Annotated in this window: 10 protein-coding genes; 4 read left to right on the plus strand and 6 right to left on the minus strand. The window is 73.5% G+C overall.

Annotated features, from left to right (window positions below; genetic code table 11):
* Both OUY22_RS16605 and OUY22_RS16610 read right to left on the minus strand, forming a co-directional pair.
* Nucleotides 1-1,082: trypsin-like serine peptidase (locus OUY22_RS16605; protein WP_270155881.1), on the minus strand; the 1,082-nt coding region annotated here is incomplete at its 3' end.
* A gap of 89 nt (nt 1,083-1,171) precedes the next feature.
* A complete protein-coding gene (locus OUY22_RS16610; protein WP_270155882.1) occupies nt 1,172-2,848 on the minus strand; it encodes a DUF4434 domain-containing protein in 1,677 nt (558 codons plus the stop codon).
* 127 nt (nt 2,849-2,975) lie between these two features.
* Here OUY22_RS16610 and OUY22_RS16615 point away from each other — a divergent pair, with 127 nt between their 5' ends.
* Together OUY22_RS16615 and OUY22_RS16620 are read left to right on the plus strand one after the other, a co-directional pair.
* Nucleotides 2,976-4,454, plus strand: coding sequence for an alkaline phosphatase PhoX (locus OUY22_RS16615; RefSeq protein WP_270155883.1), 1,479 nt, complete (start codon nt 2,976-2,978; stop codon nt 4,452-4,454).
* Nucleotides 4,455-4,672: 218 nt separating this feature from the next.
* Entirely contained in the window at nt 4,673-6,175 is a 1,503-nt protein-coding gene (locus OUY22_RS16620) for a M28 family metallopeptidase (protein WP_270155884.1), read from the plus strand.
* A 74-nt stretch (nt 6,176-6,249) separates the two neighbouring features.
* On the opposite strand, the gene OUY22_RS16625 is transcribed toward OUY22_RS16620, so the two are convergent.
* Nucleotides 6,250-8,823 (minus strand): M28 family peptidase, encoded by a 2,574-nt coding sequence (locus OUY22_RS16625; protein ID WP_270155885.1) that lies wholly within the window; start codon nt 8,821-8,823, stop codon nt 6,250-6,252.
* A gap of 122 nt (nt 8,824-8,945) precedes the next feature.
* Here OUY22_RS16625 and OUY22_RS16630 point away from each other — a divergent pair, with 122 nt between their 5' ends.
* The gene (locus OUY22_RS16630) at nt 8,946-9,509 is read left to right on the plus strand and encodes an ArsR/SmtB family transcription factor (RefSeq protein WP_270155886.1); all 564 of its coding nucleotides are present in this window, start codon (nt 8,946-8,948) and stop codon (nt 9,507-9,509) included.
* A 22-nt stretch (nt 9,510-9,531) separates the two neighbouring features.
* Nucleotides 9,532-10,428 carry an NAD-dependent epimerase/dehydratase family protein gene (locus tag OUY22_RS16635; RefSeq protein ID WP_270155887.1) on the plus strand — a complete coding sequence of 299 codons (897 nt, stop codon included), beginning with the start codon at nt 9,532-9,534 and terminating at the stop codon, nt 10,426-10,428.
* 82 nt (nt 10,429-10,510) lie between these two features.
* Here OUY22_RS16635 and OUY22_RS16640 read toward each other — a convergent pair whose 3' ends face one another.
* Genes OUY22_RS16640 through OUY22_RS16650 form a run of 3 tightly spaced genes read right to left on the minus strand, consistent with a single transcriptional unit; the run spans nt 10,511 to nt 13,706 of the window.
* Nucleotides 10,511-11,797, minus strand: coding sequence for an ABC transporter substrate-binding protein (locus tag OUY22_RS16640; protein WP_270155888.1), 1,287 nt, complete (start codon nt 11,795-11,797; stop codon nt 10,511-10,513).
* 5 nt (nt 11,798-11,802) lie between these two features.
* Nucleotides 11,803-12,828, minus strand: a complete 1,026-nt coding sequence (locus OUY22_RS16645) for a branched-chain amino acid ABC transporter permease (RefSeq protein ID WP_270155889.1) — start codon at nt 12,826-12,828, stop codon at nt 11,803-11,805.
* Complete coding sequence (locus OUY22_RS16650) at nt 12,825-13,706, minus strand: branched-chain amino acid ABC transporter permease (protein ID WP_270155890.1); 882 nt, start codon at nt 13,704-13,706, stop codon at nt 12,825-12,827. The genes OUY22_RS16645 and OUY22_RS16650 overlap by 4 nt, the downstream gene beginning before the upstream one ends.
* Nucleotide 13,707 lies beyond the last annotated feature (1 nt).

Consider the following 13,707-nt stretch of genomic DNA (forward strand, 5'->3'; position numbering starts at 1 on the left):
ATGGTCACGGTGGCGGTGGCCCGGCCGCCGGCGCCGGAGCCCTCGACCGACAGCGCGTCGTACACGCCATGCGGATCGGCCCGCCGGACCACAGCGCCGAAGCTCTCCCGGCCGAGCGGGTTGGCCACCGCGTAGCCGAAGCCGTCCTCGTCGCCGGCCCCCGAGGTCAGCACCCCCAGCAGCAGCCCGTCCCCGTCGAGCCACGGGCCGCCGCTGTTGCCCCCGTAGAGGTGGCAGTTGTCGGTCCGCAACCGTCCTCCGGTCGTCCCGCCCAGCGCGTGGCCGGGCCACGACCGGGTGCGGGCCAGGCACCAGAGCTGGCGGCTGCCGTCGTACGGGGCGTCGCTGGGGTAGCCGATGCTGGAGACGGTGTGCCGGCCGCCCTCGTTGCGCACCGGGGTCAGCCCGCCGACCTGCCCCTGCAGCGTCGCGCCGCCTCGCCTGCCGACCTCGACCAGCGCCAGGTCGTAGACGGAGTCCCAGTCGTAGGGGGTCACGCCGGTGAAGGGCCGCGGCTTCCAGACGCGCCGCGCCCCCCACACGCCGTACGGGGCCCGCTCGTTCAGGGTCTTGGCCCTGCCGTCGTAGGCGGGCACGAACGCCAGGTGCTGCGACCACCTGGCCTGCGCGCCCCGCGCGGCGACCCCGTACACGCAGTGCGCGGCCGTCACCACGAGCAGCCCGCGCGCCGAGCGGAGCACCGCGCCGCTGCACGACCTGCGGTGCCCGCCGGCGTCCAGGAAGAACAGCCGGCCGGTGGCCCGGCTGGTCTGCGCCTGCCGGTAGGGCCGGCGCATCGGGCTGTAGCCGTTGACGTCGGCGCCGGGCGTCAGCCGCCGGCCGCTGGGCACGCTCGTCGACGCCCCGGCCGAGCGGGGGGTGATCACGTTCTCCGGCAGGTCGGTGGCGTCGGCCCTGGACTGCTTCCTGGCCGTCCAGTAGTCGATCGCCCGCTGCGGGTCCATCTCCGGGGAGACCTCCGCCCCGGGCGCGGGCGGCGGCGCGGCGGCGGCACCGGCGGGCGGCGCGACCAGCGCGGTGGTCACCGTCACCAGGGCGAGCAGGGTGCTTCGGCGTGACATCGGTCCCCCTCAGATCGAATCCCAGAAAGCACAGTAAGTCACGGAGGCGACACGTCAGGTGACCGACGCCCGCCCGCGGCCGGACGGCTCTACAGAGCGGCGCGCATGGCGTAGCCCGAGGTGGAGGTGTGGCCGGCCGCGCTGACGACGGTGATCGTCACCCAGGGCCGCGCCGGGTCCGGGTCCTGCGGCGCGAACGGCGTCCACACCGACTCCAGGGAGCCCCGGCGCGGGCCGGGCAGCGCCCGGGGCGCCTCCACCGTCACCGGCCCCGCCCCGGCCCGGTGGTAGGTGAAGCGGACCGCGCCGCCCCGCAGGTGGTGGCCCTCGACCGTGACGCCCGCCACCCCGTCGCGGACGGCCGGGGTCGCGCGCACCACGATCGGCTCCTGCCACCCGGCCACCAGCTCGTCCGCCAGTGACGGCGCGGCCGGGGCGTCACGGCAGGTCAGGAACGGGTCCCAGCCGTACGCGATGATCTTGTGCGGTCCCGCCGCCGCGACCTGCTCGTCCACCCGGGCCTTGGTGGTGCGGCCGCGCAGCGGGAACGGGTCGGCCCGGCCGCACTCGCCCGCCGTCTGGGCGGGCTCGAACACCTCGACGTTCACCCACAGCTCCACCCCGGGCACCACCCGCCGGGCCGCGGCCTCGATGTAGTCGCGGGTGGAGCCGTAGTAGGCCTGCCGGTTGGTGACCTTGCCGGTGACCGGTTCGAGGCGCGTGTCCACCGGCGCGTCCACCTCGTCGGCCCCGTACACCGGGACCTTGCCCACCCCGCGCCCGTCCTGGACGGCGATGACCATCGGCGCCCCCGCGCGGGTGGCCGCGATCTGGTCGAAGCCCCGCTCCGCCCGCTCCGGCGGGAAGCCCCGCCCCCGGCGCGCGTCCCAGAACGGGCTCACCATGATGGTCATCCCGGGCCAGGCGCGGGCGACCACCTCGTGCTGCGCCGCGTACAGGGCGATGATCGGGTCGTCGTCGGCCCGGTCGCGCATGGCCAGCTCGAACGACTGGTAGAGGCCGCCGAGCGCGGTCGAGGACCCGTACCGCTGCCGGTAGTCGGCGACCACCCGCGCGGTGAAGGCGTTGAGCGCCGGCAGGTGGTCCAGGCCGGGCAGCCACGGCTTGGCCTCGTCCTTCGGCGGCACCGGCAGGCCGGGGATGACCCGCATGCCCTGCGCGGCGGCCTCGGTCATCAGGTGGCCCACGCCGTCGCCGTCCGCGGTGATCAGCACCAGGTCGTAGGAGGAGGCGTCGCACGAGTCGCCGAGCATCAGCCGGTGGTAGACGCGCCCGCCGTTCTCCACCCGCCGGTCCAGGCCGGGGCAGCGCAGCATCCCGGCCCCGAAGTGCTCGCTCGCCGTGTACGTGTAGACCCGCCTGATCTCCCGGCCGGTGTCGCGGGCGGCCTGGTAGCAGGTCCTGCCGTCCTCGACGCAGCCGGCGAAGGCCCCGGCGGCCTCGCCGGTCACCCGGCCGGCCGCGTCGACGGAGGCGGGCAGCAGCCGCGCGCCGAACGTGATCAGCGTGTCGGCGCCCACCCCGTGGATGGCCTCGACCATCCGCCGGGTCACGCAGGCGTCGGAGCGCGGGATCATCCAGTAGCCGGTGATCGGGTAGCGGGCCATGACCCGGGTGTCGCGCGGCGCGCACTCCTCCTCGGCGGCGCCGAACGCCCGGGTGAACGTGCCGACCACGCTGTCGGGCACCACGGCCAGCACCACCACCGTGACGGCGACCGCCACCCACAGGACCCGTTGCAGCACGCCCGCCCCTTCGCGCCGGGTACGACTCACACGCTACGTCGTGGAGCCCGATCAGGTTGGGCCTATTTGCCCTCGATCCGCCCGTCTACGCTTGGTGAATGCGAGCTGTCAGCGAGGTGAGCCGTCCATGACCGCGCTCGATCGACGTTCCTTCCTCACCACCGGCGGCGCCCTGGCCACCGGTGTCGCCGTCGAGACCCTGGCCACGCACGCCGCCTGGGCGCGGACCGGCCGCGAGGCCGCCACCGGCGCGGAGGGCTACGGCCCGCTGCGCCGCACCCGCACCAGGAACACCGGCGAGGAACTGCTCGCCCTGCCCGCCGGCTTCTCCTACGTGGTGCTCGGCAGGACCGGCACCCCGATGTCCGACGGCGTGCCCACGCCCATCGCGCACGACGGGATGGCCGCCTTCCCCGGCACCCGCCCGCACACCGTCCGCCTGATCCGCAACCACGAGGTGCGCACCGGCCCCGGCACCCCGCAGGGCCGCGTGCACGTGCCCGGCTCGGCCCGGTACGACGAACTGGGCGTCGGCGGCACCACCACGCTGGAGGTGGACCTGCGCGACGGCCAGGTGGTGAGCCACTTCGTCAGCCTCAACGGCACCATCGTCAACTGCGCCGGCGGCCGCATGCTGGGCGACCGCGGCTGGCTGACCTGCGAGGAGACCACCGACGGGCCGGCCGACGGGTGGCGGCGCAAGCACGGCTACATCTTCGAGGTGCCGCTGCGCGGCCCCTCCCCCGGCAGACCGGCCGCGTCCATGCCGCTGACCGCGATGGGCCGCTTCTCGCACGAGGCCGTCGCCGTCGACCCGCGCACCGGCTACGTGTACGAGACCGAGGACGAGTCCGGCAGGCCCAACGGGTTCTACCGGTTCCGCCCCCGCGACCCACGCGACCTGAGCCGCGGCGGCGTGCTGGAGATGCTCAAGATCCGGGGCGCGGACGGCTACGACTGCCGCGAGGGCCAGCGGATGGGCGCCCGGCTGCCGGTGGAGTGGGTCCGGATCGACGACCCCGACCCGGACCTGGAGGGCGGCGCCCCCACCTGCGCGCGGCAGGGCCTGGCCAAGGGCGGGGCCAAGTTCAACCGGCTGGAGGGCTGCTGGTGGGGCGACGGCTCGGTGTTCTTCAACTCCACCAGCGGCGGCGACGCCAAGAACGGCGACGGCCCCGGCGCCGACGGCTACGTGGAGGGGTACGGCCAGGTCTGGCGGTACCTCCCCGGCCGCCGCGACGGCGGGACGCTGGTCCTGGTGTACGAGTCACCCGGCCGCAAGGAGCTGGACTCGCCGGACAACCTGACCTTCACCCCGCGCGGCGGCATCGTGCTGTGCGAGGACGACGCCTCCGGCGCCGACGCCGACCCGCACCCGCTGGCCCCCGGCCTGACCAACGTCAACCGGCTGATCGGGCTGGACCCGCGCCGCGGGCGGCCGTTCGAGTTCGCCGTCAACATCGCCGACGACAGCGAGTTCGCCGGGGCGTGCTTCAGCCCTGACGGTTCGGTGCTCTTCGTCAACCAGCTCGGCTCGACCAGCTCGACCGAACCGCCGGGACGCACGTACGCCATCAGAGGGCCGTGGCGGAAGGGACCGCTATAGACGCTGCCCGGCAGAGTCGTCAACTGCGAGATTGTCCCAAATCTGGCACATGCCATGGGCTGACTGGGTCTTCTCAGGGGGAGGCTCCCGGCATACGTTCCGTTCAGCACGCTTCGGGGGCATTCACGTGCCGTGCGGATCTCCTTTCCAGCCGTTCTCCAGGACGGTCCCGCGCCCTCGGGCGCACGACCGCCCAAGCCGTCACATGGAAGTGCGACATGACCTTTCGTCAAGGCGTCATCCGTGTCCTCACACTGGTCACGGCACTCGCCCTCCCGCTCTCCCTCACCACCCCGGCCCAGGCGGCCGGGGGCCTGGACGACGTCTTCGCCAAACTGCTCGTGAAGCAGGTCAAGGGCGCCAACGTGCAGAAGCACCTCAAGGCGTTCCAGGCCATCGCCGACGCCAACGGGGGTAACCGGGCCGCCGGCACCTCCGGCTACAACGCCTCCCGTGACTACGTCGCGAACAAGCTCCGCAAGGCCGGCTACCGGGTCACGCTGCAGCCGATCAACTTCGTCCAGAGCTGGACCGAGAACAGCCCGCCGGTTCTCGGTGGCTTCACCCCCAACGAGGACTTCTTCACCTTCCAGCCGTCACCTCCCGGCGACGTGACCGCGCCGGTGCAGGGCGTCGACCTGACCCTGCCGCCGACGCCCACGCCGACCTCGACCAGCGGCTGCGAGATGTCGGACTTCGCCGGCTTCACGCCGGGCAACATCGCGCTCATCCAGCGCGGCACCTGCCCGTTCGCCACCAAGGTCCGCAACGCCGGGTTCGCCGGCGCGTCCGCGATCGTCGTCTTCAACGAGGGCCAGCCGGGCCGGACCGAGGCCAACCCGCTGGACATCGGCGAGTGGCAGGCCGGGATTCCGATGGTCTACGCCGACTTCGCGGTCGGCCAGGCGTTGTCCACCACGACCACGCCCGTGCGGCTGGCCGTCGACGCGACGCTCACCCTCGGCACCAACGACAACGTGATCGCCGAGAGCCGCTGGGGCGACCCGCGCAACGTCGTCATGGTCGGCGCCCACCTGGACGGCGTCCCCGAGGGCGCGGGCATCAACGACAACGCCTCGGGCAGCTCCGCCATCCTGGAGACCGCCCTGCAGATGCAGCACTTCCCGGTCAAGAACAAGGTCCGCTTCGCCTTCTGGGCCGCCGAGGAGATCGGCCTGCTCGGGTCCGACCAGTACGTGGAGAAGCTCAGCCAGGCCGAGCGCGACCGGATCAAGGTCTACCTGAACTTCGACATGGTCGCCTCGCCCAACTACGGCCTGTTCCTCTATGACGGCGACGACTCCGACGCCACCGGCGCGGCCGCCGGCCCGCCCGGATCGGCCCAGATCGAGGCCCAGCTGGAGGACTTCTTCGAGGACCGCCGCCAGCCCACCCGCGGCACCGACTTCGACGGCCGCTCCGACTACGGGCCGTTCATCGCCGTCGGCATCCCGTCGGGCGGCATCTTCACCGGCGCCGAGGGCGTCAAGACGGCTGATGAGGCGGCCCTGTGGGGCGGCACGGCCGGCCAGGCCTACGACCCGTGCTACCACGCGGCCTGCGACAACCTCGCCAACATCAACGCGTTCGCGCTGGACCTCAACTCCGACGCGATCGCCGACTCCACCGCCCGGTTCGCGTTCAACCTGCGCTCCATCCCGGACCGCCCGGACGCGACGGCCTCCCGTGCCGCCGTCTCGTCCGCCGACGCCCGCGGCTGACCCATCCGACGGGCCGCACCACCGCGGCCCGCCCGCGCAACGGCCCGCGCCCACCGGTGCGGGCCGTTCCGCGGTCAGAGGACCCGGACCACGGTGACCGAGTCGGTGGGCAGGCCGTCGCCAGACGGGGCCAGGTCCACCCCGGCGGGCCGAGATCGATGGGTGGGGACGCCGTCGAGGCCGAGCGTGACGTCGGCGACCGCCATCCGGGGCCGCGCCGCGCCCTCGACCCGGAGGGTGAGTTCCACCCCTCGCTCCGGCGGGGCGAAGAACTGCACCTCGAAGGGCCACGGCCCGTCCTCCCTCTCGATCCGGGGCAGCGGCACCGGCGCCTGACCCGGCACCGCGAACTCCCCGCCGGTGACCAGGCCGCCGACGTGCAGGTTCAGCTGGTAGGCGGCTCGCTGGGAGCGCATCCGTACCCGCAGGACGGTCCGGTCGCCGTCCCGCCGCTCCTCCAGCACGGTCAGCTCGGGCGCGGGCAGCGCGACGGCGGGCGCGGGCCCGACACGGGCGGGAGTCTGCCGGTACGGGAGCGGCAGGTCCCACGAGACGGGCACGTGCGGCGCCCGTTCGGCCGCCCACGGGTGCGGCGGCTCGGTCATGCTCACCCAGGTGCCCTGCCGGGTGTCCGCGTCGAGCACGTAAGCCAGATGCGCCAGCCGAGGCTGCTCCGGCCCGAACCGGTTCGCCCCCAGCCCCACGCCGGCCAGCACCAACGCCAGCACCCCCGCCACGGCGGGCCCCGCCCAAGCGGCGCGGCTCCAGCCCCTCGCGCCCCCAACCGGCGCCCCGCCCCGCACAGGACCACCCCCACCGACCGCGGCCCTGTCGGGCGCGGGACCGGCCGCGCCGTCCGCGGCGTCGTCCCGCCCGGAGTCGGCCGCCGCATCACCCGGGGTCCCGCCGTGCGCATGGGCGGCCGTCGGGGTGATGGCGGCCAGGAGCGGGAGCAGCGCCAGGGCGGCGAAGGCGTAGAGGAGACCGGCGGGGGTGGCCAGGGCCAGCCCGGTCGCGTTGCTCATGGCCCGCGCCCCCACGCTGAACAGCAGGACCGCCGGCACCGCGCCGCACGCCAGGACGGCCGCCCGGAGCACCGGCCGCCGCCGCCACGCCAGGGCGCCGGCCAGTCCCGCGGCCCCGGCCAGCGCGGTGAGCGACCCGTAGTGCGACGCCCCGGGCATCAGCAGCGCCCCCGCGACACCCAGCACCGCCAGCCAGAACAGCGCCCCCACCGCCAGCACCACCGCGTTCAGCCACCGCCGCAGCGCGACGTGTACGGCCCACGTCACGGCCACGGCCGACGCGGCCAGCGCCAGCCGGTACGGCCACGGCCGGTAGACATCGCTGGGCAGGTCACCGTACCCCGGGTCCAGCGCCACGAGCGCCGGCCACAGCCCCGTGCCCAGTCCTCCCATGACGACCAGCACCCCCAGCACGGCGAGCACCCCCGCGATCAGCCGAGGCACCGTCACAGGCACCCCATCCCCCGAAGTGTCCGGCCCACCCGACTCGCTCTGACCACCCGAGCGGTCCCGGAGACCCGCGGCGTCACGGCGGCCAAGAGGGGTCGGTGGTGGTGTAGGGCGGAGGGACAGTCTGGCGTACGCGGCCACCGCCAGGACGGCGAGGGCCGCCAGGGCCGCCAGGGGCGTCGCGAGCCCCGCCGGGTACCGGACCACCGTCCCGAGGAGCGCGAAGAACACCTCGTCACGCGGCTCGCGCAGCTCCCGCAGGTCCGCGCCGCCGATCTCGCGGACCATGGCGAGCGCGTTGTCCCCGTGCATCTGCAGCGCGCTCCGGTCGAGCGCGGCGGAGGTGTCCCTGGGGTGGTGGTAGTACGCGCGCCCGCCGGAGAGCCCCAGGTCGATCCCGATCCAGCCGTTCTCCTCCAGCACGGTCAGGTCGGAGTGGAAGCCGGTCTCCCGGTAGGCGTCCACGAGCGCGGACTCCCCCACCGGGTGCGGCATGGCGCGGGCGAACGCCCCGACGAGGGCGCCGCCGCCGGGGGTCACGTTGTAGACGGACGACGGGGCGGCGTTCCCCGCGCCCTCCATGTTGATCATTACGCCGCCGTCCCTGGCCAGCGGGTGGCGGGCGAACGCCGCGGCGCCGATGAGCCCCGGTTCCTCGCCGTCGCTGAGCAGGATGACCAGGTCGTTGCGGAGCGGGGGGCCGGTGAGCAGGGCGCGGGTGATCTCCAGGATGGCGGCCACGGACGCCTTGTCGTCGCCGGCGCCGGGGGTGGTGGGCGTGGAGTCGTAGTGGGCGGCCAGCACGACGCGGCCGGTGGAGTCCCGGCCGGGGATGACGGCGATCACGTTCTCGGCGATCCCGGCCACCACGTCGCCGCCGCCGAACCCGTACGTGCCGGCCCCCGTCCGCACCTCGGGCCGTAACCCGAGGCGGGTCAGCTCGGCCACCAGGTGGTCGCGGACGGCGTCGCCGGCGGCGGAGCCGATCGGCGTGGGCCTGTCGGCGATGCGTTCGAGCGTGGGCCAGGCGCGGTCGGCGCTGAAGGAGCCGGGCGGCGCGTCGCGTCCGGCGGGGGCGGGGGGCAGCTCGGCGAGCCAGGCGGCGGCGGCGAGCAGCGTGACGGCGACGAGCGCGACGGCGGCGGGCAGCCGCCCGCGGGCGAAGGAGGTCATGGATGCATAATGGATTGTGCACAGTCGATTGTGCAAGCTCGATTGTGCACAATCAATCTGCGAATCCCAGGTGGAGGCGGAGGGAGTTGCACAGATCTCACGTCGCGGCTACGTTGGCCGACATGGCAGAGCACGGCACGCGCAAGCTCGACGACCTTGAGGCGCTGCGCGCGCTCGCCCACCCCCGGCGCCGGCGCATCCTCGACCAGCTCAGCACGCGCGGGCCCGCGACCTCCGCCGAGCTGGCCCGCGCGCTCGACCTCAACACCGGCGCCACCAGCTACCACCTGCGCGAGCTGGCCAGGCACGGCTTCGTCGAGGAGCTGCCCGACAAGGCCAGGGGCCGCGAGCGCTGGTGGCGGTTCGTCCCCGCCGACCTGCGCTTCCCGCTCCGCAGCGAGCAGGACGAGGAGACCCGGGCGATCCTCGACGAGATGAACGCCCGCGCCATCTCCGACGGCATGCACGAGTTCCGCCGCGCCCAGGCCGCCGTCCAGCCCGGCGGATGGGGCGACGCCTTCCCCTACTCACGCGGCACGATCCGGGTGACACTGGAGGAGCTGGCCGAGTTCTTCGAGGAGTACATCGCGCTCCTCAACAAGTACGACAAGCCGGCCGAGGAGGCGGGCCCCGAAGCCCGGGTCGTCCACACGCGATTCTTCGGCTACCCCGGGACCGACGGGTGAGCCACCACGAGGAGAAGGTGCCATGCGGGTCGTCGTGACGGGTGCCCACGGCAAGGTCGGCCGCGCGGCCGTGCGCGCCCTGCTGGCGGCGGGCCACGAGGTGACGGCCGTCGACCTCACCCGCCCCGTCTGGGAGCGGCCCGGCCCCGGGGAGCCCCGCTACGTGCGGGCCGATCTCACCGACGCGGGCCAGGCGTTCGCGGTGGCGCGCGGGGCCGAGGCGGTGGTGCACGCGGCGGCCATCCCCGACCCCGCCCACGACCCGGCGGACGTGGTGTTCCGGCACAACCTGATGGCCACGTTCAACCTGATCGAGGCGGCGGTGACGCTCGGGGTGCCGCGGTTCGTCAACATCTCCAGCGCGACCGTGCCGGGGTTCTTCTTCGCCGACCGGCCGTCCCTGCCGGCGTACGCGCCGGTCGACGAGGCCCATCCGATCGCGCCGCAGGACCCGTACGCGCTCTCGAAGCACTTCGGCGAGCAGCTCATGGACGCGGCGGTGCGCCGGTCGGACATCCGGTGCGTCTCGCTGCGGCCGACCTGGGTGCAGCACGAGGGCACGTACGAGCGCAACCTGGGCCCGGTGCTGCGTGACCCCTACCGGCCGGACCCGGGGCTGTGGAGCTACGTCGACGTGGACGACCTGGCCGACGCGATCGTGCTGGCCGTGGAGTCCGGGCTGACGGGTCACGAGGTGTTCTGCGTCGCCTCGCCGGACAACGCGGCCGGCCGCGAGCTGGCCGACCTGATCACGACGGTCTACGGCGAGGCGATCCCGATCAGGCCGCTGTCCAGGCCCGACGCGTCCGGCGTCTCCTCCGCCAAGGCGGTGCGGCTGCTCGGCTGGCGGCCGTCGCGGTCCTGGCGCGACCACCTCGGCGCGGACGGGCGGGCGCTGCCCGGCAGGTCCGGCGCCTGAGCGGCGGCGCCGAGGGGGCCGCCGCCCGGACGGCCCCCGCCGGTCGTCATCCGGCTCGTCAGCCGGCTCGTCAGCCGGCTCGTCAGTTGGTCAGCGGACCGAACTCCTCGCGGGTGTCGATCACCTCGCCGAACAGCTCCCAGCGCTCACCCTTGAACTCCATGAGCTGCATCGACTCGATCGGGAAGGCGTCGTCGGCCGAGGTCTGCAGGGTCACGCCGGGCAGGAGCATGTCCACCTGGACGTTCCGCAGGTTGCGCACCGACTCCATCAGGCCCTCGCGGGTCTTGCAGGGCGCGGCCTCCATCGCCTTGTGGAAGCTGCTGGCCACGGCCCAGCCGAAGGTGAGATACGGGATGTTCGGGTCCGCGCCGGGCGCGTACTGGGCCATCTTCTCCTTGTAGAGCTTCATCTCCGCGTCGTCGGCCCACCTCGGGTCGTTCGGGTCCTTGTAGTACGAGGAGGACACGACGCCCTGCACGTTCTCGAAGCCGACGGGCTTGAGCACGGTGACGGAGGCGGCGACGTTGTTGACGATGTGCAGCGGGTTCCACTTGGTGTTCTTGGCGTCGGCGGCCAGGGCCTGGGAGCCGAACCTCGGGGTGGTGATGTTCAGGAACACGTCGGCGCCGGACTCGGCGAGGTTGCGCATCTGCGGTTCCACGCTCGGGTCGGTGACCTCGTAGCTCTGCTCCGCCACGACGGTGACCTTCGAGCCCTCGATGGCGCGCTTGAAGCCGCCGAACAGGTCCTCGCCGAAGTCGTCGTTCTGGTAGAGGACGGCGACCTTGGCGTCGGGCTTCTCCATCTTGAGGTACTGGGCGTAGACGCGGGCCTCGGAGACGTAGTTCGGCTGCCAGCCGATGGTCCACGGGTGCTCGGTGTCGGTGCCCCACTGGGAGGCGCCGGTCGCGACGAACACCTGCGGCACCTTGCGCTGGTTGGCGTAGTCCCAGGTGGCGGTCGTGGACGGGGTGCCGAGCGTCTGGAAGAGCGCGAACACCTGTTCCTGCTCGACCAGCCTGCGCGCCTCCTCGACGGCCTTCGGCGGCTGGTAGCCGTCGTCGCGCACGACGAACTCCACCTTGCGCCCGGCGACGCCGCCCTTCTCCGCGTTCACGTAGTCGAAGTACGCCTTGATGCCCTTGGGGATGTCACCGTACGCGGACGCCGGCCCCGACAGCGGGTAGATGCCGCCGAGCTTGAGCGTGGTGTCCGTGCTGCCGGTGGTCTGCTGTCCCTGGCACTGTCCCTGGGCGGCGCCGGTCGTCGCCTGCCCGCCGCCGCTCTCCCCCCGGCCTCCGCAGGCCGCCGCGGCGATCACCAGGGTGGCCGTCACCGCCGTACGGCCGATCGCAGTCAAACGCATTGCTGTTACCCCTTCCGGAGGGTCTTCTTGAGAGAGTTGGCCGCGCGCCCCGCCAGGCCGGCCAGGCCGGTGGGGGCCACGTACATCACCGCGATGATCAGGAGACCGAAGATCACGCCGGGTGCGGCGTCGTTGACGTCCTGGGCGAGGCCGGGCACGAACATCACGAACAGCGCGCCGAGCACCGGGCCGGACGGCGAGCCGAGCCCGCCGACGACGATGCCCGCCAGCAGCGTGATCGAGAGCGTGACGGGGAACGAGTCCGGCGAGACGAAGCCGATCACCCAGGTGTAGACGCAGCCCGCCGCCCCGGCGAACATCGCGCTCCAGGCGAAGGCGAGCGTCTTGTAGAACGACAGCCGCACCCCCATGACCTCGGCCGCGATCTCGTTGTCCCGCACGGCGTGCAGCGCCCGCCCGACCCGCGACCGCATCAGCCCGGCGGCCAGCAGGAACGCCGCGACGGCGACGGCCAGGGCGAGGAAGTACAGCCACTGGTCCTCGGCCAGGCCGCTCCACGCGGGCGGCGCGGGCTTGGCCAGCGACAGCCCCATGGAGCCGCCGGTGACCTCCTCGAACCGCTTGAGCAGCGGCACCAGGAAGATCGCGATGGCCAGTGTGACGAGCGCCAGGTAGAGGCCGCGCAGCCGCATCGCGGGCACGCCCAGCACCAGCCCCAGCGCGAACGCCACGGCGGCGGCCACGGGCAGCGTCACCAGGTACGGCACGTCCCCGTGGAACATCATGATCGCGGCCCCGTACGCGCCGACCGCGAAGAACGCCCCGTGCCCGAGTGAGATCTGGCCCGCGTGCCCGACCAGCAGGTTCAGCCCGAGCAGCGCGACCGCGTAGACCAGCACCATGGTGAGCTGGAAGACGTGGAACGGCACGAGTTGGAACGGCGCGTAGACCGCGGCGGCCAGCAGCGCGCCGGCCACGATCCACTGCCGGCGCGGCGCCCGGCCGCGCGCCCGCGCCTGCCCCCGCGGAGGCGCTTCGGCCCTGCCGGTGACCTGTGTCGACTCACTCATGCCCGCTCCACCACCGCTCGCCCGAACAGGCCCTGGGGCCGGAGCAGCAGCACGCCCAGAATGATCACCAGCGGCACGCCGACCTTGAGGTCGGAGCCGATGACCCCGACGTAGGCGCCGGCCAGGGTCTCGGCCACGCCCACGATCAGCCCGCCGGCGACGGCGCCCGCCGGGCTGTCGAAGCCGCCCAGCGTGGCGGCGGCGAAGGCGTAGATCAGGACGCCGCCCATCATGTTGGGCTCCAGGAACAGCAGCGGCGCGACCAGCACGCCGGACACCGCGCCGACGGTGGCGGCCAGCCCCCAGCCGAGCGCCAGCGTCAGCCCGACCCGGATGCCGACCAGCCGGGCGGAGACCGGGTTGGTGGCCACCGCGCGCATCCCGAGGCCGATCTTGGTGTGCTGGAACAGCAGGTAGAGCAGGCCCATGACGGCCCCGACGACGGCGAGCACGCCGAGCGTCTGGAAGCCCACGCTCAGCCCGCCCACCTCGAACGCGCCGCCGGGGAACGGGTTGGGGAAGTCCTTGATGAGGAACGACCAGATCCACCCGGCCGCGGCGTTGACGAAGATGAACAGCCCCACGGTGACGATCACCAGGGTCAGCTCGGGCGCGCCCTCGACCGGCCGGATGATCACCCGTTCGATGAGCATCCCGCCCGCGAACGACACGGCCAGCGTGAGCACCAGCGCCAGCCAGAACGGCAGGCCGGCGGCGGTGAACTGCCAGGCGACGTAGGTGGAGAACATGGCCAGCTCGCCCTGGGCGAAGTTGACGATCCCGGTGAACTGGTAGATCAGCACCAGCGCGAGGGCCAGGCTGGCGTAGATGGCGCCGGTGCTCAGCCCCTGGACGACCTGTTGCAGGAATCCGGTCATG

This window comes from Nonomuraea corallina (assembly GCF_027620315.1).
In the GTDB taxonomy this organism is placed as follows: domain Bacteria; phylum Actinomycetota; class Actinomycetes; order Streptosporangiales; family Streptosporangiaceae; genus Nonomuraea; species Nonomuraea corallina.